Source organism: Actinomadura meridiana, assembly GCF_039537545.1.
Classification (GTDB): domain Bacteria; phylum Actinomycetota; class Actinomycetes; order Streptosporangiales; family Streptosporangiaceae; genus Spirillospora; species Spirillospora meridiana.
The window spans coordinates 1,030,702-1,050,346 of sequence record NZ_BAABAS010000004.1 but is presented as its reverse complement, the minus strand read 5'-3'; the positions used below and the strand labels follow the sequence as shown (position 1 = coordinate 1,050,346).

General features: G+C 70.9%; 20 protein-coding genes. 9 read left to right on the top strand and 11 right to left on the bottom strand.

Going from position 1 to position 19,645, the window contains the following annotated elements; genetic code table 11:
* Nucleotides 1-3: 3 nt before the first annotated feature.
* From ABD808_RS09015 to ABD808_RS09005, 3 genes are read right to left on the bottom strand one after another with little or no spacing between them, the layout of a single operon-like run.
* On the bottom strand, nucleotides 4-972 hold the full coding sequence (locus tag ABD808_RS09015; RefSeq protein WP_344892702.1) for an aldo/keto reductase: 969 nt from the start codon (nucleotides 970-972) through the stop codon (nucleotides 4-6).
* A gap of 40 nt (nucleotides 973-1,012) precedes the next feature.
* Entirely contained in the window at nucleotides 1,013-1,843 is an 831-nt protein-coding gene (locus tag ABD808_RS09010) for an inositol monophosphatase family protein (protein WP_344892698.1), read from the bottom strand.
* Entirely contained in the window at nucleotides 1,824-3,287 is a 1,464-nt protein-coding gene (locus tag ABD808_RS09005) for an amidase (protein WP_344892696.1), read from the bottom strand. Before ABD808_RS09005 ends, ABD808_RS09010 begins: the two co-directional genes overlap by 20 nt.
* Before the next feature lie 93 nt (nucleotides 3,288-3,380).
* Here ABD808_RS09005 and ABD808_RS09000 point away from each other — a divergent pair, with 93 nt between their 5' ends.
* Nucleotides 3,381-4,301, top strand: coding sequence for a LysR family transcriptional regulator (locus ABD808_RS09000; RefSeq protein WP_344892694.1), 921 nt, complete (start codon nucleotides 3,381-3,383; stop codon nucleotides 4,299-4,301).
* Here the strand turns inward: ABD808_RS09000 and paaE are convergent.
* Genes paaE through paaZ form a run of 6 tightly spaced genes read right to left on the bottom strand, consistent with a single transcriptional unit; the run spans nucleotide 4,289 to nucleotide 10,068 of the window.
* Nucleotides 4,289-5,341 (bottom strand): 1,2-phenylacetyl-CoA epoxidase subunit PaaE, encoded by a 1,053-nt coding sequence (paaE, locus tag ABD808_RS08995; protein ID WP_344892691.1) that lies wholly within the window; start codon nucleotides 5,339-5,341, stop codon nucleotides 4,289-4,291. The genes ABD808_RS09000 and paaE overlap by 13 nt on opposite strands.
* Nucleotides 5,342-5,343: 2 nt before the next feature.
* On the bottom strand, nucleotides 5,344-5,832 hold the full coding sequence (gene paaD / locus ABD808_RS08990; RefSeq protein WP_344892688.1) for a 1,2-phenylacetyl-CoA epoxidase subunit PaaD: 489 nt from the start codon (nucleotides 5,830-5,832) through the stop codon (nucleotides 5,344-5,346).
* A complete protein-coding gene (paaC, locus tag ABD808_RS08985; RefSeq protein WP_344892685.1) occupies nucleotides 5,826-6,773 on the bottom strand; it encodes a 1,2-phenylacetyl-CoA epoxidase subunit PaaC in 948 nt (315 codons plus the stop codon). Before paaC ends, paaD begins: the two co-directional genes overlap by 7 nt.
* A gap of 7 nt (nucleotides 6,774-6,780) precedes the next feature.
* A complete protein-coding gene (gene paaB / locus ABD808_RS08980) occupies nucleotides 6,781-7,074 on the bottom strand; it encodes a 1,2-phenylacetyl-CoA epoxidase subunit PaaB (protein WP_344892682.1) in 294 nt (97 codons plus the stop codon).
* On the bottom strand, nucleotides 7,074-8,027 hold the full coding sequence (gene paaA / locus ABD808_RS08975) for a 1,2-phenylacetyl-CoA epoxidase subunit PaaA (protein WP_344892679.1): 954 nt from the start codon (nucleotides 8,025-8,027) through the stop codon (nucleotides 7,074-7,076). Before paaA ends, paaB begins: the two co-directional genes overlap by 1 nt.
* 1 nt (nucleotide 8,028) lies before the next feature.
* Nucleotides 8,029-10,068 (bottom strand): phenylacetic acid degradation bifunctional protein PaaZ, encoded by a 2,040-nt coding sequence (gene paaZ, locus ABD808_RS08970; RefSeq protein ID WP_344892676.1) that lies wholly within the window; start codon nucleotides 10,066-10,068, stop codon nucleotides 8,029-8,031.
* 388 nt (nucleotides 10,069-10,456) lie between these two features.
* Between paaZ and ABD808_RS08965 the strand changes: the two genes are divergently transcribed.
* On the top strand, nucleotides 10,457-11,494 hold the full coding sequence (locus ABD808_RS08965) for a hypothetical protein (RefSeq protein ID WP_344892673.1): 1,038 nt from the start codon (nucleotides 10,457-10,459) through the stop codon (nucleotides 11,492-11,494).
* 30 nt (nucleotides 11,495-11,524) lie between these two features.
* Here the strand turns inward: ABD808_RS08965 and ABD808_RS08960 are convergent, their stop codons facing one another.
* Both ABD808_RS08960 and ABD808_RS08955 read right to left on the bottom strand, forming a co-directional pair.
* Nucleotides 11,525-12,526, bottom strand: coding sequence for a bile acid:sodium symporter family protein (locus tag ABD808_RS08960; RefSeq protein WP_344892670.1), 1,002 nt, complete (start codon nucleotides 12,524-12,526; stop codon nucleotides 11,525-11,527).
* Nucleotides 12,527-12,575: 49 nt separating this feature from the next.
* A complete protein-coding gene (locus ABD808_RS08955) occupies nucleotides 12,576-13,448 on the bottom strand; it encodes an isocitrate lyase/PEP mutase family protein (protein ID WP_344892667.1) in 873 nt (290 codons plus the stop codon).
* A gap of 296 nt (nucleotides 13,449-13,744) precedes the next feature.
* Between ABD808_RS08955 and ABD808_RS08950 the strand changes: the two genes are divergently transcribed.
* The 7 genes from ABD808_RS08950 (at nucleotide 13,745) to ABD808_RS08920 (ending at nucleotide 19,636) form a co-directional block, all read left to right on the top strand.
* Nucleotides 13,745-14,734 (top strand): zinc-binding dehydrogenase, encoded by a 990-nt coding sequence (locus tag ABD808_RS08950; RefSeq protein ID WP_344892664.1) that lies wholly within the window; start codon nucleotides 13,745-13,747, stop codon nucleotides 14,732-14,734.
* A 135-nt stretch (nucleotides 14,735-14,869) separates the two neighbouring features.
* On the top strand, nucleotides 14,870-14,998 hold the full coding sequence (locus tag ABD808_RS08945; protein WP_344892661.1) for a putative leader peptide: 129 nt from the start codon (nucleotides 14,870-14,872) through the stop codon (nucleotides 14,996-14,998).
* Between the two features lie 118 nt (nucleotides 14,999-15,116).
* A complete protein-coding gene (locus ABD808_RS08940) occupies nucleotides 15,117-16,199 on the top strand; it encodes an ABC transporter substrate-binding protein (protein WP_344892659.1) in 1,083 nt (360 codons plus the stop codon).
* Nucleotides 16,196-17,023 carry an ABC transporter permease gene (locus ABD808_RS08935; protein WP_344892656.1) on the top strand — a complete coding sequence of 276 codons (828 nt, stop codon included), beginning with the start codon at nucleotides 16,196-16,198 and terminating at the stop codon, nucleotides 17,021-17,023. Before ABD808_RS08940 ends, ABD808_RS08935 begins: the two co-directional genes overlap by 4 nt.
* A complete protein-coding gene (locus ABD808_RS08930) occupies nucleotides 16,999-17,763 on the top strand; it encodes an ABC transporter ATP-binding protein (protein ID WP_344892653.1) in 765 nt (254 codons plus the stop codon). The genes ABD808_RS08935 and ABD808_RS08930 overlap by 25 nt, the downstream gene beginning before the upstream one ends.
* Complete coding sequence (locus tag ABD808_RS08925) at nucleotides 17,760-19,109, top strand: LLM class flavin-dependent oxidoreductase (RefSeq protein WP_344892650.1); 1,350 nt, start codon at nucleotides 17,760-17,762, stop codon at nucleotides 19,107-19,109. Before ABD808_RS08930 ends, ABD808_RS08925 begins: the two co-directional genes overlap by 4 nt.
* Nucleotides 19,110-19,123: 14 nt before the next feature.
* Nucleotides 19,124-19,636 (top strand): flavin reductase family protein, encoded by a 513-nt coding sequence (locus tag ABD808_RS08920; RefSeq protein ID WP_344892647.1) that lies wholly within the window; start codon nucleotides 19,124-19,126, stop codon nucleotides 19,634-19,636.
* The last annotated feature ends 9 nt before the right edge of the window (nucleotides 19,637-19,645 follow it).

Genomic DNA, 19,645 nt, shown 5'->3' with positions numbered 1-19,645 from the left:
CCGTCATTGGAAGATGTCCGAGACGCGGGCGTGGTCCTTGTCGTCCAGCCGGACCTTCAGGGCCTCCCGGACGGCGTCCCACTGCGCGGACGTGCGGGGCGCGACGATCGGCGCGGTGACCGCCGGATGGTCGCGCAGCCACGCGAGGGCCAGCCCGGACACCGACAGCGACAGCTCCCGCGCGATCTCGCGGAGCGCGGCGACCTTCTCCAGGTTCTCGGGGGAGTAGAACCCCTTGTAGTACAGGTCGCCCGCGACGGCGATGCGGCTGCCCGCCTCCGGCGGCGCCCCGTCCAGGTACCGCTCCGACAGCACGCCGCCCGCGAGCGGCGAGAACGGCGTGTACCCGAGCCGCTCGGCCCGCACGAGGGGGAGGAGCCCGGCCTCGTCGGTGCGGTCGAGGAGGTTCAGCCGGTTCTCTACGGCGATCGGCCGGTGCAGTCCCCGCTCGTCGGCCGTGCGGAGGATCGTCTCCAGCTGCGCCAGGTCGACGTTGCTGACGCCGTACGACCCGATCGACCCGGAGTCCTGCGCGGCGGAGAACGCCTCAAGCGTCTCCTCGATCGGGGTGTCCGGATCCTGGACGTGCGACAGGAACAGGTCGACATGCCCGAGCCGCTCGATGCTCCGCGCCAACCGCCGCTGGATGTGCCCGGCCGACAGGTCGCGGCCACGGGAGCCGTCCGGCCTGCTGATCAGGCCGACCTTGGTGGAGACGACCACGCCCTCGGGCCGCCGGTCGTGCAGCCACCGGCCCACGACCTTCTCGCTCTCGCCACCGCCGTAGGAGTCGGACGTGTCGATGACGTTGATGCCGAGTTCCCACGCCTCGTCGAGCCGCTCGAACCCCTGCGCGGCGTCCAGGCCGAACCCGCGGGTGCTCGTGGACGTGCCGATTCCGCCGATCGAACCGGCGCCGAAGACGAACTCGCTGATCTCGATGCCGGACGCACCGAGCGGGACCTTACGCATGGCCGGAGCCCTTTCGTAGTCGGGTTTCAAGCGCGGGTTTTCAAGCGATCGTCGAGAGTGTCTGGACGGCCGCCGCGTGCAGGTGCGGGGTGGCGGCGAGGAAGTCCTCGCTGTCCAGGCCCCACGGCCGACCGCGCGTGTCGGTGACGACGCCGCCCGCCTCCGCGACGAGCAGCGCGCCCGCGAGCAGGCCGGAGCGGACCTGGCTGAACTGCCAGAACACGTCCATCCGGCCCGCCGCGACCTGGATCAGCTGGAGGGTCGCGGGCACCGACACCCGGATCACCATCGCCGCGTTCAGCATCGCCGTGACCGACGCGCCGATCCGGATGAACGTCTCCACCGACTCGCCGGGCTTGGCCTGCCCGGTCCCGACGAGCGCGCCGTCGATCGCGGACTTGGGGGACGGGCGCAGCGGCGTCCCGTTGAGGAGCGCGCCACCCGACCGGACGGCCGTGTAGGTGTCGTCGGCGAGCGGCAGGTGCACGGCGGTGACGACGGGAATGTTGTCGCGGACCAGGGTCGCCGTGACGCCCCAGTCGGTCATGCCGTGAACGTGGTTGATGTTGCCCTCGACCGGGTCGGTCACCCACCATTCACCGTCGGGCAGGACGCCGCTCTCCAGCTCGTCGTCCACCCAGCCCGCGCCGGGGCGCAGCCGGGTCAGCGCCGGTTTCAGGATCTCCAGCGACGCGGCGTCGTTGGCGTAGATCCCGGCGACGACCTCGTCCCGTCCGGCCAGGCGCGGCATGGTGGCGAACCGTCGCGCCATGCGCGCCCCGGCCGCCCGCACCGCGGCGGCGACGCCCGCCACGAGCGCCTGGTCATCGGTCAGGGACGGGTTGGCGCGCTCATCCGAGTGCAAGGACATCGCTGCTCTTTCCGTGGGAGGACGGGTCGACGGGGGTGGTGATCCCGGAGCGGGCCTCGATCACCTCGGCGGCCGTGAACACGGCGTCCTCGGCGAAGGGCCGTCCGATCACCTGGACGCCGATCGGCGCCGCGCCCGGTTTCGCCGTCGCGGGCAGCCCGAGCGCCGGGAACCCGAGGACGGGCACGGACATCAGCGGCCACTGGCGTCCCATCAGCTCGGCGGTGCGCTCCACCGACTCGGCGTCGGCGCCCATCGCGAACGGCGCCTCGCCGGACACGGGCGTGAGGATCAGGGGGTAGCGGTCCGCGAACTCCGACAGCTGCCTGCGGAGCATGCCGCGCCGGGCCCATCCGGCGGCGAACCCGGTGAGGTCGACGTCGCCGAACTCGTCCCGGTACACGGCGAACATGAGGTCGAAGAACGTGCGGAAGCCCGGGTCGCCGACCCGTTCGACCTCCGCCGTCATGCCGAGCCCGAACTCGGTGAGGGCCAGCAGCCACCACAGCCGCGCGGCCTCGCCGAACAGCGGCTGCTCGACCTCCTCGACCTGGTATCCGGCGTCGGCCAGCCAGGACGCGGCCGTCCGCGTCGCCGCCACGGCCTCCGCCGTCGACGACCCCCGCAGACCGGGCCCGCCCGGGTCGGTGACGACGGCGACCCGTGCGCGTTCGGAGGACGCGGGGATCCGGCCGGTCAGCGCGACCGCGCGGGGGTCCCTGGCGTCGTAGGCCTCCATCGCCCGGAGCCCGAGCCGCACGTCGGCGACCGTCCGGGCGAGCGGCCCCTGCTCCACGAACGCCTGCACCGCCATCGGCGGGTCGTGGGACGGCGACCCCGCCCACGCCGGGACGCGGCCGGGCGTCGGCCGCAGACCGGCGACCCCGCAGCACGCCGCCGGATACCGGATCGAGCCGCCGATGTCGCTGCCCTGCGCGAGCGCGCCCATCCCGAGCGCCACGGCCGCTGCCGCCCCACCGCTGGACCCGCCCGGAGTCACCGCCGGGTCCCACGGGTTGACGGTCGCGCCGTAGAAGTCGCCCTCCGTGGTCCACCGGGTGGCGAACGGCGGGCAGTTCGTCCGGCCGACGAGGACCGCCCCGGCGGCCAGCCAGCTCGCCGCCTGCGGATCGGTCTCGGTCGCGACGCGCCCGACGTAGGCGGCGACGCCCTCGGTCGTCGGGAGGCCCGCCACGTTCGTGTTCACCTTGAAGGTCACCGGGACGCCGTGCAGCGGACCGGCGGGACGGCCGTGCCGCAGCCGCGCGTCCGCCTTCGCCGCCGCGTCGAGCGCCTCGTCCTCGCGCACCTCCACCAGCGCGTTCGCCGCCGGGTTGACGTCCCCGATCCGGTCGATCACCGCCCGGGTGACCTCGAACGACGAGACGGCCCTGGTGCGGATCAGACGCGCCACCTCGGCGGCGGACATTTCCCAGATCTCCATGCCTGGCTCCTTGTCGACGGCGGCTTGTCACCGACAGTAGGAGCGACCAGAAGCTATGGCCAGTGCATGTTTGATAGGGCTACATTTACTCTGGTGCACTTGGACCTGAACCTGCTGACCGCGCTCGACGCGCTGCTGGAGCACAACAGCGTGGCGGGCGCGGCCGAACGGCTGAACCTGTCGGCACCGGCCATGAGCCGCACCCTCGGCCGTATCCGCCGCGTCACCGGAGACCAGATCCTCGTCCGCGCGGGCCGCACCATGATCCCGACGCCGTACGCGCTGGAGATCCGCGGCGAGGTCCACGACCTGGTGCAGCGGGCGGGCGGGGTGCTGCGCCCAGCGCACGACCTCGACCTGGCGACGCTCGACCGCGCCTTCACGGTGCGGGGACACGACGCGGTCACCACCGCGATCGGGCCCGCGCTGCTCGCCACCGTCCGCGAGCAGGCGCCGGGCGTCGCGATCAGGCTGCTCGCCGAGGCGAGCAGCGACACCGGCGAGCTGCGGCACGGCCGCGTCGACCTGGAGATCGGCGCCACCGAACCGGACGTCCCGGAGATCAACCATGTGACGATCGGCCGTGACCGGCTGGTCGCCGCCGTCGGCCCGGACCATCCATGCGCAACCGCCGCCGACCTCACCGCCGACCGGTTCGCCGAGGCCGACCACCTCATCGTGTCGCGGCGGGGCAGGCTCACCGACCCGATCGACGTGTCCCTCGCCGAGCTGGGGCTGCGGCGGCGCGTCGTCGCGTCCGTCCCGACGAGCACGGCGGCGCTGTACCTGGTGGCCCAGAGCGAACTGATGGTCGCGGTGCCCGAGCACATGTGCCGCCCCACCCTCGTGAAGCTGGGGCTGCGCACGCTGCCGCTGCCGTTCGAGCTGCCGTCCGTCCCGATCGTCCTGGCCTGGCACCAGCGCTACGACAACGACCGACCGCACATGTGGCTGCGCGCCCGCATCCGCGAGGCCCTCGCCTTCTACGAGCAGGTCGCGGGTCAGGCGTCGTAGTCGATGGTCAGGTGGGGGGTCACCGGGAGCGACTGGCAGGTGAGGACGTATCCGGCGTCGAGTTCGGCGGGTTCGAGGGCGAAGTTGCGGCGCATGTCCACCTCGCCGTCGACGAGCTTCGCGCGGCACGTCCCGCACACGCCGCCCTTGCAGGCGAACGGCAGGTCCGGCCGGACGCGTTGGGCCGCCTCAAGGACCGTCGAGTCGCGTGACTGGGTCAGCGTGGTGGAACGGCCGTCCAGGACGATGGTGACGTCCGCGACCGCTCCCGTCGGCACGTCCCGCACACGTTTTGGTTCGGGGGGCACGTCGTCCACGTGGAACAGCTCCTGGTGGACGCGCTCGCGCGGCACGTCGAACCCCGCGAGCACGCGCCGGGCCGCCGTGACCATCCCGAAGGGGCCGCACAGCCACCAGTGGTCGACGTCGGTGACGGGCACCAGACGCGGCAGCAGCACGCGGAGCCGGTCGGCGTCCAGCCTGCCGCTGAACAGGTCGGCCTCCCGGGGCTCCTGGGACAGGACGTGCACCAGCTCGACGCGGTCGGGATGGGCGTCCTTCAGGTCGGCCAGCTCGTCGGCGAACATGACCGTCCCGCTGCTCCGGTTGCCGTACAGGATCGTGACCCGCGCCCCGGGCTCCGCGAGCGCGGACGCGGCGATCGACAGCACCGGCGTGATCCCCGACCCGGCGGCGATCAGCACGTGGTGCGCGTCCTTGATCGGGTCCAGGACGAACGTTCCCGACGGCGGCAGAACCTCGATGACGTCGCCCGGCCGCACCTCGTGGACCAGCCAGGACGAGAACAGTCCGTCCGGTATCTCCCGGACCCCGATGCGCGGCGCCGCACCGGCGGGCGCGCAGATCGAGTAGGACCGGCGCTCCTCCTGGCCGTCGACGAGGCGGCGCAGCGTGAGGAACTGGCCGGGACGGAAGTCGTAATCGTCGGCCAGTGGCGGCGGCACGTCGAAGGTGACCGCGGCGGCGTCGTCGCAAAGCGGCTCGACGTCGGCGACGCGCAGCGCGTGGAAACCGGGCACGGTCAGATCTCCTTGAAATGCTCGAACGGCTCGTGACAGGCGGCGCAGCGACGCAGCGACTTGCAGGCGGTGGCCCCGAACCGGGACACCTCCACCGTGTCGGTCGACCCGCAGCGCGGGCAGGGCACACCGCGCGTCGGCCCGAGCGTCAGCGGAATCGGGCCCGTCGCGCGGCCCGGCACCGTGCCCGGCGGCGCCACTCCGGCGGTGGAAAGCTTGCGGCGGCCCGCCCGGCTGATCCAGTCGCTGGTCCACGGCGGGTCGAGGACGGTGCGGATCCGCACGTCGGCGTACCCGGCCTCGACCAGGCGGGCCCGCAGGTCGTCGCGCATCGCGTCCAGGGCCGGGCACCCGGAGTAGGTGGGGGTGATGGTGACCTCCACGTGCCCCGCCGTCTCGCTGACGTCCCGCAGCACGCCGAGGTCGGCGAGGGTGAGCATGGGCAGCTCCGGATCGGTGACCGTCTCGGCGACCGCGCGCGCGCTCACCATGTCGCCCCCGGGTGGGCGCGGGCCACGCTCTGCATCTCGGTCAGCAGGTCGATGAGCGCGGGGGAGTGCGCCCCGTCCCGGCCGGTGGGACCCGACGTCCAGACGGTGGCGGGACGCCGCAGGGTCGCCTGCGCCAGGACCTCGTCCAGCACCATGTCGAACTCCACGCGAGCGGTGGACGGATCGACGCCCACCTCCGCCGCGGCCAACCCGTGTTCCACGCCGTGCACGACGAACAGTTCGCCCGTGTACGGCCAGAGCGAGTCGAGGGCACGCTGCGCGCGGTCGTGCGACTCGTCGGTGCCGTCGCCCAGCCTGATCGTCCACAGCGCGGCGTAGTCGCGGTGGTAGGTGACCTCCTTCACGCCCTTCGCGGCGATCGCGGCCAGCACCGGGTCGCGGGACGCGGTGAGCCGGTCCAGCAGCGCCAGCCGCCATGTCGCGAACACCAGCAGCCGCACCACACAGTGCGCGAAGTCGCCGTTCGCCGCCTCGACGAGCGTGACGTTGCGGAAGTCCGGCGCGTCCCGCAGGTAGGCCAGATGGTCTTCGTGGGCAGGGCCGCCTTCGTGGGCGGGGACGTCCTCGTGGGCAGGGCCGCCTTCGTGGGCGGGGTCGTCTTCGTGTGGCGGGTCGTGCTGGGCTGCACCGGCGCGCGACAGCAGCAGCCGCGCCTGGCCGAGCAGGTCGAGCGCGATGTTGGCGAGCGCGACCTCCTCCTCCAGCTCCGGCGCGCGCGTGCACCACTCCTGCAACCGATGCGACATGATCAGCGCGTCGTCGCCGAGCATCAGGCAGTAGGCGGCCAGGGCGTCGCGGTCGACGCCGTCAGGGATGGACGTGTCGATTCCGGAGAGCGGATCGTGGAACCCGGTGCCGAACGCCCAGCGGGCCTCGTCGTTGTCCTCGATGATCGCCCCGAGCGCGTTGTCGAACGGCATGCTGACCTCACATGTGCGGGACGTTGTCGGGAATGTCGTAGAACGTCGGGTGACGGTAGATCTTGTCGCCGCTGGGGGCGAAGAACGGGTCCTTCTCATCCGGGCTGGACGCGGTGATGTCCGCCGCCTTCACCACCCAGATGCTCACGCCCTCGTTCCGCCTCGTGTAGAGGTCGCGGGCATGGTGCAGGGCCATCGTGTCGTCGGCGGCGCGCACCGACCCGACATGCACATGGTTCAGACCGCGCTTGCCACGGACGAACACCTCGTACAGAGGCCAGTCCCTGTCGATCTCGTCCATCACGCCTCCCTCCCCGCCTGCCGCGCGGCGTGTTTCGCGGCGTACGCGACGGCGGCGTCGCGGACCCAGGCGCCCTCCTCGTGCGCGGCGCGCCGCGCCGCGACCCGTTCGGCGTTGCACGGCCCGTCCCCGCTGATCACCCGCTTCAGCTCCGACCAGTCGATCGCACCGAAGTCGTGGTGGTCGCGGTCGGCGTTCCACCGCAGGTCGGGGTCGGGCAACGTGACGCCCAGCGCGTCGGCCTGCGGGACGGTCATGTCGACGAACCGCTGCCGCAGCTCGTCGTTGGTGTGCCGCTTGATCTTCCAGGCCATGGACTGCGCGGTGTGCGTGGAGTCGGTGTCCGGCGGCCCGAACATCATCAGCGACGGCCACCACCAGCGGTCGACGGCGTCCTGCACCATCTCCCGCTGTCCTCGCGTGCCGCGCATCAGCGTCATCAGCAGTTCGTAGCCCTGCCGCTGATGAAACGACTCCTCCTTGCAGATCCGGATCATCGCCCGCGCGTAGGGCCCGTACGAGCTCCGGCACAGCGGCACCTGGTTGCAGATCGCGGCGCCGTCCACCAGCCAGCCGATCACCCCGACGTCGGCGTACGTCAGCGTCGGGTAGTTGAAGATGGACGAGTACTTCTGCCGTCCCGAGATCAGCTTGGCGGTCATGTCGCCCCGGTCGGCGCCGAGGGTCTCGGCCGCCGAGTACAGGTACAGGCCGTGGCCCGCCTCGTCCTGCACCTTGGCCAGCAGGATCGCCTTGCGCCGCAGCGACGGGGCCCGCGTGATCCACACGCCCTCCGGCTGCATCCCGATGATCTCCGAGTGGGCGTGCTGCGCGATCTGCCGCACCATCGTCGCCCGGTAGGCGTCCGGCATCCAGTCCCGGGGCTCGACGCGCTGATCGCGGTCGATCGTCCGCTCGAAATGCTGCTGTGTCTCGAAATGCTGGGGTGTCATTTCACTCCTTCTCCGCCCGCTTGGCGACGAGCGTCAGGACGTCGTACTTCGCCACCGTGACGCCCTCCTGGTTCGTGACCTCGGTGTCCCAGCGCACCTCGCCGTAGTCGGCGTCCTCGCGCGGCGTGATCTGCTTGGCGGTGAGCGCGACGGTGACGTCGTCACCGGGGAACAGGGGAGCCAGGAAACGTAGGTTCTCCAACCCATAGTTCGCCAGAACGGGGCCCGGCGTGGGCTCGACGAAAAGTCCGGCAGCGAATGACACGATCAGATACCCGTGCGCGACACGTCCGCCGAAGAACGGGTTGGCCTTGGCCGCGTCCTCGTCCATGTGCGCGTAGAACGTGTCACCGGTGAACTCCGCGAAATGCTCGATATCGGCGAGCGTCACGGTACGCGGCCCGGCGACGACCGTGTCACCCACCCGGATTTCTTCCAGGTGCTTGCGGAACGGGTGCACTTCGGTCTCGGTACGCGGTGCGCCAGACGTCCACTGTCCCGTGATGGCCGACAGCATCGACGGCCCGGCCTGCACGGCGGTGCGTTGCATGTGGTGCAGGACGCCTCGCATCCCGCCCATCTCCTCGCCGCCGCCCGCCCGTCCAGGGCCGCCGTGGACGAGCGCGGGCAACGGCGACCCGTGCCCGGTCGACTCCTTGGCGTCCTCGGAGTTCAGCACCAGCAGCCGCCCATGCCACGGCGCGACGCCCAGCACGACGTCCCGGGCGAACCCGGGGTCGGCGGTGACGACCGACCCGACCAGGCTGCCGCGTCCGCGAGCGGCGAGCGCCACGGCCTGGTCGGCGCCCTCGTACGGGATCAGGGTGCTGGCCGGCCCGAACGCCTCCACCTCATGCGGCTCGGCGCGCCCGGAATCGTCAACGCGAAGCAGGACCGGTGAGAGGAACGCGCCACGCTCGGCGTCCGCGCCGACGACGTCGACACGCTCGGGGTCGCCGAACACGATGCGTCCCGCGTCCATCAGCACCTTCAGCGAGCGGCGGACCTCCTCCCGCTGCCCGAGCCCGGCGAGCGCCCCCATCCGCACGTCCGGGTCGGCCGGGTTCCCGACCGTCACCCGCGCGAGCCGCTCCCGCGCGGCGTCGGCGACGTCGTCCATCAGGTCGGCGGGCACCAGCGCGCGCCGGATCGCCGTGCACTTCTGCCCGGCCTTCACCGTCATCTCCGCGACGAACTGCTTGACGAACAGGTCGAACTCTTGCGTGCCGGGTGTCGCGTCCGGGCCCAGGATCGAGCAGTTCAACGAATCGGCCTCGGCGTTGAACCGGACGGACCGGTCGACCACCACCGGATGGGCGCGCAGCAGCCGCGCGGTGGACGCCGACCCGGTGAACCCGACCAGGTCCTGCTCGGTGAGATGGTCGAACAGGTCGCCCACGCCACCGCAGACGAGCTGGAGCGTCCCCTCCGGCAGGATCCCGGACGCGATGATCAGCTCGACCAGCCGGGCCGTCAGGTAGGCGGTCTGCCCGGCGGGCTTGACCAGGGTCGGCACGCCCGCCAGGAACGCGGGGGCGAACTTCTCCAGCGGCCCCCACACCGGGAAGTTGAACGCGTTGATCTGCACGGCGACCCCGTGCAGCGGTGTGCACACGTGCTGCCCGACGAACGTGCCGCCCTTGCCGAGGGGCTCGACGGCGCCGTCCACGAGCACGGTGTCGTTCGGCAGTTCGCGCTTGGCCTTGCTCGCGTACGACAGTGCCGCGCCGATGCCGCCGTCCACGTCGAACTTGGAGTCGCCGAGGGTCGCGCCCGTGCGCGCCGACAGCGCGTACAGCTCCTCGCGCTGTTCGAGCAGGTGCAGGCCGAGCCGCTTCAGCAGGACGGCACGCTGGTGGAACGTCAGCTCTCGCAGCGCGGGCCCGCCCACCCGGCGGCCGTACGCCAGGGCCGCGCCCATGTCGACGCCCGCCGAGGAGATTCGCCCGATCTCCTCCCCTGTGACGGCGTCGACGAGCGGCGCCCCCTCGTCCGGCGGGACATGCCAGGACCCGGACACGTAGCTGGACAGCGGAGCCATCGGCCCTCCTCCGAATAACCGACCGTTCAGTCAGTATATTACCTCGCGAGCCTCCCCCCGAGAAGTCGCCGCCCCCCACCCAGGGCCCGGACCCTCCGGAGGACGCGGCTCCAGACACCGGGTTCGCCGGGTTCGGCCGAGGGATCGGCCCAGGCGGCGCGCGGTACTTCCCGGCGTGAGCGAAAAATCTGAAAAAGGGAGGTCCTCGGCGCAATTAAACGGTGCTGTCGAACACCTAAAGAATATGGTGCGATATTGGTCTATCATTGACTTTTTCAGCATCGCTCCTCTGGTGGGTTTCGTTACGATGCCGAGGTAGATCAAGGTGCGGGATAAACCCAAGGTTCGGCAATTCACGCCGCCTGCCCGTCGCCTTGAAGGGGGAGCGATGACTTTTCGTGCGTCAGTGGTCGGGATAGTGGCGGCGGGCATGGTCCTGCTCGGCAACACGGCGAATGCCGCGACGGCGCCCGGCGCGTCCTCTCCGCAAGAGCGCGCAGGCGGGAATGCAGCCAATGTGTACGTCACGGTGGTGAACGTCTACGGCAGCAACAACACCATCGCCACCGACCGCTCGGTGGTGGCGGTCGCTGACGGCACCCGCCTCAACGCCAATACCGGAGACGTCTCCTCAAGCGGAACCCTGGGGATCGACAACAAGGATTCAGCCTTCGAGTCCGGCGCGTCGACGAACCGTGTCGGGACGTCCCAGCCGCAGCCCGCCGCCAGAACCCGGAACGCCCCCTCAGACTCCCCGGGCCCCGGCGGCCACAGCCGGTTCCCGTTCCCTGTTTCGCGGGACGGCCAGAGCACGTCCATCTCGGGCTACGAGGACCACTCGGTGAAGGTCACCGGCGACGACCAGATCGCCGTCTACGACGACTCCAACCTGTTCGTCAACCGTAACGGACAGATCAACGCGAACACCGGTGACACCGATTCGAGCGGCCTGAACAGCGTCGACGTCTCGGGATCGAAGGTCAGGTCGGGCGACCACATCGAAGGCGACGAGGACGACGACGATGACGAGGGTGACGGCGCCGCAGACGACGGCGCCGAGGAGGCCGCCGTCCCGCCAGAGCACACACCCGCCGCGCAACCCGCGACACCGATCGGCGCGCAGGGCGGCTCGACCGGAGTGCGGGACGGGACGAACGCGCAGGGCCCCAGCGCCAGTACCAGCACCGTGTCCGACGAGGGCGAGTCGAACGCCACCGGCAAGAGCACGCTCACGATCGGAGCGGACGGATACGACGATCTCGGCACCGAACTCCATGGCAAGCGGAACATCGTGAACTACGACGACTCCAACGTCGTGCTCGGCGGCACCGGAAAGGCGAACGCCCAGATAGGCGACAGCGACACCAGCGGAACCGTCGTGATGGACATCGACAACTCGGACGTCCAGTCTGGAAACTCCACCTGAGCCGACCGATGATCCGGTTGGCGAAAGGTGTCAGGCGGTGGCCGGAGCGGGCTCGCCGACATGGGCCGCCGCGAAACGTTGTGCGAGCCACGTGCACACCAGCAGTTGGAACTGGTGGTAGAGCATCAGGGGGAGCACGATGGTGCTGACGCTCGCGCCCGCGAAAAGCACGGTCGCCATGGGCAGCCCACTCGCCAGACTTTTCTGTGAACCGCAGAAAAGCATCGTGACGCGGTCGGCGCGGGAGAAGCCGCCGATCCGTGACAGGAGCGCCGTGACCGTGAGCGAGACGGCCAGCAGGGCCGCGATGACCAGGGCCAGGAAGCAGAGTTCCGCCGGTGCGAACCCCGCCCAGACGTGGGTGACGACGCCATGACTGAAGGCGGTGTAGACCATCAGCAGGATGACCGAGCGGTCGTAGCGGGACAGGGCGCGGCGCCGGGCCCGGACGAAATCGCCGATCCACCGCTGCGCGCATTGCCCGAGCAGAAAGGGCAGCAGGAGCCGGAGGGCGATATCGCGGACGGAGTCGAGCGAGAAGCCGCCGTTCCCGACCGAGATCAGCGCCGTCGCCAGCAACGGGGTGAGCACGACGCCGAGCAGGTTGGACAGCGAGGCGCCGCAGATCGCGCCCGCCTCGTTCCCACCGGCGATCGACGTGAGCGTGATCGACGTCTGCACGGTGGACGGGAGCACGCCCAGGAAGAGGACGCCCTGGTAGAGGGGTTCGCTGAGGAGGCCGGGCACCAGCGGCGCGCAGCTGAGCGCCAGCGCCGGGAAGACGAGGAACGAGACCGACAGGATCGCCGCGTGCAGCCGCCAGTGCCCGAATCCGCGCAACGTCTCCGCGGTGCGCAGCCGGGCACCGTACAGGAAGAAGAGCAGGGTGATCGCGGCCGTTCCCGCATGGTCGAGAACAGTGGCGAAAACGCCGTCGGCAGGGAACATCGCGGCGATTCCCACGGTACAGAGAATCGCCGCGATGTACGGCTCGACGTGCACCCGCGTCAGGGTGGCGGAGATGATGCGCATTGCATTTCCCCGCTCCTTTCGACGGGCCGTGTCGCTAGCCGGCTGAATGTCAGGCGAGGGAATCGGCCAGTTCCTGTCCCGCCTTGGCGTGGTTGCGGCTGATGTTGCGTTCGAGCAGGGCGAGCGACTCCTTGACTCCGACGCTCGCCTCCGTGTGCTCGGGCAGCCGCCCGTCGTCGCGCTTGAGCCCGAGCACGGCCTCCTCCATGGCGGTCTGCGCGGCGAACAGGCACGGGGTGCTGTAGATCGCGACCTTCACGCCGAGTTCGGACAGCTCCGGCAGCGAGACGCGCGGCGACTTTCCGCCCGCGATCTGGTTGAAGAGCAGCGGCTTGTCCCCGATCACCTCGCGGACCTGGCGAATCCGGTCGATGCTGCGGACGCCGTCGACCAGGATCACGTCCGCGTCCGTCTCGGCCAGGGCCCGGGCGCGGGTGAGGACCTCGTCCTCCTCGCTCGCGTCGGTGCGCGCGACCACGACGAGGTCACGGCGCGTCCGCAGCACCATGTCGAGCTTGGTCAGGTACTCGTCCAGCGGCAGGATCCGCTTGCCGTCGACGTGTCCGCACCGGCGGGGCCGCTGCTGGTCCTCCAGGATCACGCCGGACGCGCCGATCATCTCCAGCTGTTCGACGACGTGGCAGGCGACCTCGGGGTCGACGTAACCGTCGTCGATGTCCACCAGCAGGTGCCGTCCGGGAAAGGCGAGGCGGAGCCGCTGGACGAACCCCACCATGTCGGGCCAGGCGATGAAGCCGATGTCGGGCAGGCCGTAGTACGACGCCGCGAACCCGAACCCGGATACGAAGAGTCCGTCGAAGTGCTTGGCGGCGACCGATGCGGAGAACATGTCGAAGACCCCGACCAGCGGGGTCGTCCCATCCGACAGGACCTCGCGCCGAAGCTCGTCTCCGTAGTTCACGAATTACTCCATCCTTTTCGTTGGGAGAGCAACCGTCGGCCGGGGTAGAGATGCCATCCCTGTGGCACGGGCACGCCAGTCGCTATTCCGTGTCATGAATAGTTATTCATAGAGGAGGTTGATCGTGGGCAAATTGGGGTCTCGATGAATGCAAAAAGAGAACGAAGTTGGTCGGATTTGTAGTCGATGTGCTGGTTCGCTTCCACGACCCCGCACGGAAGGCCGAGCCCGGAATGGGGATGACCCGCTCGCGGTTGACCATGGGCGGAACCCATCGGACGTCACCATGGAGCGAGATGAGCACGACAATGCGGGCGGCGGTCTGTGTCGGGGCGGGCGGCCCCGAGGCTCTGGAGATTCGCGAGCTGCCGGTGCCGGAGGTCCGGGAGGGCTGGAGCCTGGTGCGGGTGAAGGGGGCGGGCCTGAACCGCTCCGAGCTGAGGACGCGCCAGGGCCATTCCCCGAGCGTGACGTTCCCGCGCGTGCTCGGCATCGAATGCGTGGGAGTCGTGGCTGACTCGACCGACCCCGCGGTGCCGGACGGCACGACCGTCGCGGCGGTGATGGGGGAGATGGGCCGGGAGTTCGACGGCGGCTACGCGGAGTACGCGCTGCTGCCCAACGCGCTCCTGAAGCCGGTCATCACCAAGCTGCCGTGGGACGTCCTCGCCGCCCTACCCGAGACGTACCTCACCGCACAGGGCTCACTGGACGCGCTGGGCGTCGCCCCGGCCACCGGTGGACGCCTGCTGATCCGCGGCGGCACCTCGTCGGTCGGGATGGCGGCCGCGTCGATCGCGTCCGGCCACGGCATGGACATCGCGGCCACGACCCGGCGGCAGGCCAAGGCGGACACCCTGGCCGCCGCGGGCGTCGCCCACGTCCTCATCGACGACGGCGGCCCCCTGAAACCGGCGGTGGACGCGATCTGGCCCGAGGGCCCCGACTACGTCCTGGACCTCGTCGGCGCGGACACGGCGGTCGACTCGCTGCGCCTGGTCCGCCGCGGCGGGACGGTGTGCGTGTCGGGCTCGCTCAGCGGCTGGCTGATCCGTGACTTCGAGCCGATCGCGATGATCCCGCCCGGGACCAGGCTCACGTCCTTCCACAGCGACGCCTTCAACGGCAGCGCGGGCACCCCGGTGTTGCAGCGCGTCATCAACGAGGTCGAGACCGGCGTCTACCGTCCCAACATCGACCGCGTCTTCCCCCTGGACGACATCGTCGAAGCCCACCGCTACATGGAGAACGACCAGGCCACGGGAAAACTGGTCATCATCCCCTAGGGTCACCCGGCTTACCAGCCGTCCCCCAAGGTCTCCCGGCCCACCCGCCGGTCGAGATCGACTCTTGAGAAATACCTACTTAAACAGTAGGATTTATATGAAATTGCCTCGGGGGTCGCGGAGGAGGTCGTTGCCATGTCGGACGTGTCGATGACGAACGCGCGTGGCGGCCCGCGACTCACCGTGCGGCGGCATGTCGACCTGGTTCGGGTGGCGAGCGCGGTGTGTCGGGTGCGGCACTCCCTCGTCCGGCCACTCGCCTGATCCGGGCCGTCTCGGTGAGCCGAGACGGCCCCGCCCCGGCGGCCCGTCCGTAACCGGTCATCGCGTTCGCGGTGTCCGCGGGTCCCGCCGGGTGTCCGACTCCCCGCAGGAGACGACCATGCATCGACGACCCCCCGGCCGCGCGCCCCGATGGCTCGGCGCGGCCCTGACACTGCTGAGCACCATGATGATCGCCGCCGCCTGCGCCGGTTCCGGCGTGGACCACGCGGGAGAAGGCGGGCTCACGCTGAGCGCCGTCCTGCCGGAACAGGTCCCCGGCGGCACCAAGCTGGTGATCGGCGACCCGAAGACGCAGCGGGCGCTGGAACTGTCCGGCCAGATCGACGACCTGCCCTTCGAGTCCGAGTGGGCCAACTTCTCCGGCGGGCCCAAGACGTCCGAGGCGTTCCGCGCGGGCGCGCTCGACGTCGGGGCCGTCGCCGACATTCCCCCGCTGCACGCCCGCTGGACGGGCCTCAAGGTCCGCATCGTGGCCGCGGCGGGCCGCGAGGACCCGCTCAGGCACCCCATCTACGAGTTCGGCGTCGCGCCCGGCGTGAACATCAAGCAGTTGTCCGACCTGCGCGGCAAACGCGTCGCCTACAGCGTCGGCCAGGCGCAGGGTGCGCTCGTGCTGCGCGTCCTCGCCAAGGCGGGCCTGACGAAGAACGACGTGAAGCTCGTGGAGCTGGCCAGCACCGACGACGACTACGTCAACGCGCTGGCCAGCAAGCAGGTGGACGCGGCGCCCCTCGGCGGGGTGCTCATCAAGCGGTACCTCACCAAGTTCGGACGGGACGGCGCGACGACCATCCCGCACGGCATCCGCGACGACCCGTCCCACCTCTACGTGGCGGAGACGAGCCTCAGCAGTCCCGCCAAGGCCGCCGCGATCCGCGCGTACGTGCGGCTGTGGGCACGCGCCGCCCGCTGGATCAACGAGCACCCGAAGGAATGGGCCAAGGGCTACTACGTCGAGCACGAGGGGCTGAGCGCGGCCGACGCCGTCTACCTCGTCCAGCGTGACGGGAAGGCGACGGTCCCGGCCGCCTGGGGCGAGATCATCGCGCGCCACCAGGAGACCGCCGACCTCCTTGCCAATGAGCAGGGGAGGCCGACGCTGAACGTCCGGGCGGACCTCTACGACCTGCGGTTCGAGTCCGTCGGCGGGGCCGCGTTCACGGCGGGGGAGAAGGGATGAGCGTCGCGACCGGCGCCGCCCGGCTCCGCACGCGCGGCGCCCGGCTCGGCCCTCGGCTCGGCCCTGGAGACAGGATCCCGTTCGGCCTTGCGATCGGCCCGGTCCTCCTCCTGCTGGTGTGGGTCGTCGGCTCGGCACTCAGGTGGATCGATCCACGCACGCTGTCGGCCCCCTGGACGGTGGTCGCCACCACCGGGGACCTGATCGCCGACGGGCAACTCCAGGACCATCTGGCCACGTCCGCGACCCGGGCCCTGCTCGGCCTGGCGCTCGGGGTGGGCGTCGGCCTGGTGCTGGCGGTGGTGGCGGGCCTGAACCGCGTCGGCGAGGGCCTGATCGACGGGCCGATGCAGATCAACCGGGCCGTGCCCAACCTCGCGCTGCTCCCGCTGCTGATCCTCTGGTTCGGCATCGGGGAGCGGATGAAGGTCATCACGATCGCGCTCGCGGTGGTCGTGCCCATCTACATGCACACCCACAACGGCCTGCGCGCGATCGACAAGCGCTACGTCGAACTGGCCGAGACGCTGCGCTCCGGACGCGCGGAGTTCCTGCTCCGCGTCGTGCTGCCGGGCGTGCTCCCGGGGTTCCTGCTGGGCCTGCGCTTCGCGGTCATGTCGGCCTGGCTGTCCCTGGTCGTCGTGGAGCAGGTGAACGCCACCAGCGGCATCGGCTACATGATGACCCGCGCCGGGACCTACGGGCAGACCGACGTGATCATCGTCGGCCTGGTCGTCTACGCGGCGCTCGGCCTTTTTCTGGACGGAACGGTTCGGCTGGTACAGAGGAGGGCGCTGTCATGGCGACGGACACTGGACGACTGACGCTCGACCCGCCGCGCACCGGTCCCGCGGTCGAGGTCTCCGGCCTCACCCGGCGCTTCGGCGACCACACGGTGCTGGACGGCGTCGACCTCACCATCACCGGGGGCGAGTTCGCCGCCCTCCTCGGCCGCAGCGGCTCCGGCAAGAGCACGCTGCTCCGCGCGCTCGCCGGGCTCGACCACGGCGTCGCGGGCGCGGGCACGCTCACCAAGCCGGACCGGATCTCGATGGTCTTCCAGGACTCCCGGCTCCTGCCCTGGCAGCGGCTGCTCGCCAACGTCACGTTCGGCCTGCGCGCCCGCGACCGCCGCCGGCGGGGCTCGGACGCCCTGCGGGAGGTCGGACTCGGCGGACGGGAGGACGCCTGGCCGCACGAACTGTCCGGCGGCGAACAGCAGCGCGCCTCCCTGGCGCGTTCCCTGGCCGGTGAACCGGAACTGCTCCTCGCCGACGAGCCGTTCGGCGCCCTGGACGCCCTCACCCGCATCCGGATGCACGCGCTGCTCCGGCGGCTGTGCGAACGGCACCGTCCGGCGGTCCTGCTCGTGACCCACGACGTGGACGAGGCCATCACCCTCGCCGACCGGGTCCTCGTCCTGCACGACGGCGCGATCCGCACCGACCTCACCGCCGACGTGCCGCGGCCCCGACGGGTGACCGACCCCGAGTTCGCCCGGATCAGGACCGCGCTCCTGACCGACCTTGGCATCACCGACCCCGAAGGAGCGCAAGCCGAATGACCACGCGAAAGCTGCACCTCAACGCCTTCCTGATGAGCAACGGGCACCACGAGGCGGCGTGGCGGCTGCCGGAGTCCGACCCCTTCGTCAACCACGACGCGGCGTACTTCACGCGGCTGGCGCAGACCGCCGAACGCGGCCTGCTGGACTCGGTGTTCTTCGCCGACAGCCCCGCGCTCATGGGGAACGTGGGCCGCCGACCGGCGAGCGTCCTGGAACCGACCGTCCTGCTGGCCGCGATGGCGACGGCGACCTCGCGGATCGGGCTCATCGCGACGGCGTCCACCACCTACAACGACCCGTACAACCTGGCCCGCCGGTTCGCCTCGCTCGACCACATCAGCCGGGGCAGGGCGGGCTGGAACATCGTCACCACCGCGACGCTGGACGCCGCCCGCAACTTCGGCCTCGACGACCTGCCCGCGCACCGCGAACGCTACGAACGCGCGGCGGAGTTCGTCGACGTCGCCCGCCGCCTGTGGGACAGCTGGCAGGACGACGCGATCGTCGGCGACAAGTCCGTCGGCACATGGGCGGTCGCCGACCGGGTCAAGGCGATCGACCATTCCGGGCGCCACCACCGCGTGCGCGGCCCGCTGAACACCGCGCGCTCACCGCAGGGGCACCCGCTGCTCGTCCAGGCGGGCTCCTCGGAGAACGGCAAGGAGTTCGCCGCCCGCCACGCCGAGGCGATCTTCACCGCGCAACAGACCCTGGCCGACGCGCAGGCGTTCTACCGCGACGTCAGGACCCGCGCCGCCGGTGCGGGACGCGACCCCGACCAGCTGAAGATCCTGCCGGGGATCGTCCCGGTGATCGGAAGCACCGAACGGGAGGCGCGGGAACTCGACGCGGAACTCGACCGGCTCATCGTCCCCGAGTACGCGCGGGCCCAGCTCGCCAGGACGCTACGGCTGCCCCCCGAACGCCTGCCGCTGGACGCCCCGCTGCCCCCCGACCTGCCCGCCGAGGACGAGATCGAGGGCGCCAAGAGCCGCTACACGCTGATCGTCGAGCTGGCCCGGTCGGAGAACCTCACGGTCCGCCAGCTCATCGGCAGGCTCGGCGGCGGCCGCGGGCACCGCACGTTCGCGGGCACACCGGAGCAGATCGCCGACACCATCGAGCACTGGTTCCACTCCGGCGCCGCCGACGGCTTCAACGTCATGCCCGCCGTGCTGCCGTCCGGGCTGGACGCGTTCGTGGACCACGTCGTCCCGCTGCTCCAGGCCAGGGGCCTGTTCCGGACGGAGTACACCGGCCGCACCCTCCGCGACCACTACGGCCTGCCCCGGCCCGCCGACCGCGGCCCCGCCCCCGTCCTGGCGAACGGCAAGGCGGGCTAGACAAGGAGAACGTCATGACCGTCGACCACGTCAACGACCGTGTCAACGACCTCGGAACCGACCAGTTCAGAGCGGCGCTGGGCCGTCACGCCTCCGGCGTGGTCGCCATCACCGCGACGGTCGGCGGCCCCGTCGGCCTCACCGCCACCTCGTTCACCAGCGTCAGCCTCACCCCGCCGCTGGTCTCCTTCTACATCGCGGACTCGTCCACCACCTGGCCGAAGCTCCGCCAGGCCGCCGTCTTCGGCGTCCACCTCCTCGCCGAGGAACAGGCGGGGCTCGCGGCCCGCTTCGCCGCCCGCGGCGCCGACAGGTTCGCCCCGCCCACCGTCTGGCGGTCCAGCGAGGAGGACGTCCCGCTGATCGACGACGCCGTCGCCCACCTCATCTGCGACCGGCACGAGACCCGTCCGATCGGCGACCACTGGCTGGTCGTCGGGCAGGTCAGGCGGGCGCTGCTCAACAACCAGAAGTCACCGCTGCTCTACCACGAGGGCGCCTTCGGCGGCTTCGCCCGCCACCTCTGAAGGACGACC

Excerpts from the sequence above, each read along its gene's own strand:
- paaB (WP_344892682.1), bottom strand. The coding sequence starts at position 7,074 with ATGGACGAGATCGACAGGGACTGGCCTCTGTACGAGGTGTTCGTCCGT.
- paaD (WP_344892688.1), bottom strand. The coding sequence starts at position 5,832 with ATGGTGAGCGCGCGCGCGGTCGCCGAGACGGTCACCGATCCGGAGCTG.
- ABD808_RS08930 (WP_344892653.1), top strand. The coding sequence starts at position 16,999 with ATGGCGACGGACACTGGACGACTGACGCTCGACCCGCCGCGCACCGGT.
- ABD808_RS08920 (WP_344892647.1), top strand. The coding sequence starts at position 19,124 with ATGACCGTCGACCACGTCAACGACCGTGTCAACGACCTCGGAACCGAC.
- ABD808_RS08940 (WP_344892659.1), top strand. The coding sequence starts at position 15,117 with ATGCATCGACGACCCCCCGGCCGCGCGCCCCGATGGCTCGGCGCGGCC.
- ABD808_RS09010 (WP_344892698.1), bottom strand. The coding sequence starts at position 1,843 with ATGTCCTTGCACTCGGATGAGCGCGCCAACCCGTCCCTGACCGATGAC.
- ABD808_RS08950 (WP_344892664.1), top strand. The coding sequence starts at position 13,745 with ATGAGCACGACAATGCGGGCGGCGGTCTGTGTCGGGGCGGGCGGCCCC.
- ABD808_RS09005 (WP_344892696.1), bottom strand. The coding sequence starts at position 3,287 with ATGGAGATCTGGGAAATGTCCGCCGCCGAGGTGGCGCGTCTGATCCGC.
- ABD808_RS08945 (WP_344892661.1), top strand. The coding sequence starts at position 14,870 with ATGTCGGACGTGTCGATGACGAACGCGCGTGGCGGCCCGCGACTCACC.
- paaZ (WP_344892676.1), bottom strand. The coding sequence starts at position 10,068 with ATGGCTCCGCTGTCCAGCTACGTGTCCGGGTCCTGGCATGTCCCGCCG.
- ABD808_RS08925 (WP_344892650.1), top strand. The coding sequence starts at position 17,760 with ATGACCACGCGAAAGCTGCACCTCAACGCCTTCCTGATGAGCAACGGG.
- ABD808_RS08935 (WP_344892656.1), top strand. The coding sequence starts at position 16,196 with ATGAGCGTCGCGACCGGCGCCGCCCGGCTCCGCACGCGCGGCGCCCGG.
- ABD808_RS08965 (WP_344892673.1), top strand. The coding sequence starts at position 10,457 with ATGACTTTTCGTGCGTCAGTGGTCGGGATAGTGGCGGCGGGCATGGTC.
- paaC (WP_344892685.1), bottom strand. The coding sequence starts at position 6,773 with ATGCCGTTCGACAACGCGCTCGGGGCGATCATCGAGGACAACGACGAG.
- ABD808_RS09015 (WP_344892702.1), bottom strand. The coding sequence starts at position 972 with ATGCGTAAGGTCCCGCTCGGTGCGTCCGGCATCGAGATCAGCGAGTTC.
- ABD808_RS08960 (WP_344892670.1), bottom strand. The coding sequence starts at position 12,526 with ATGCGCATCATCTCCGCCACCCTGACGCGGGTGCACGTCGAGCCGTAC.
- paaA (WP_344892679.1), bottom strand. The coding sequence starts at position 8,027 with ATGACACCCCAGCATTTCGAGACACAGCAGCATTTCGAGCGGACGATC.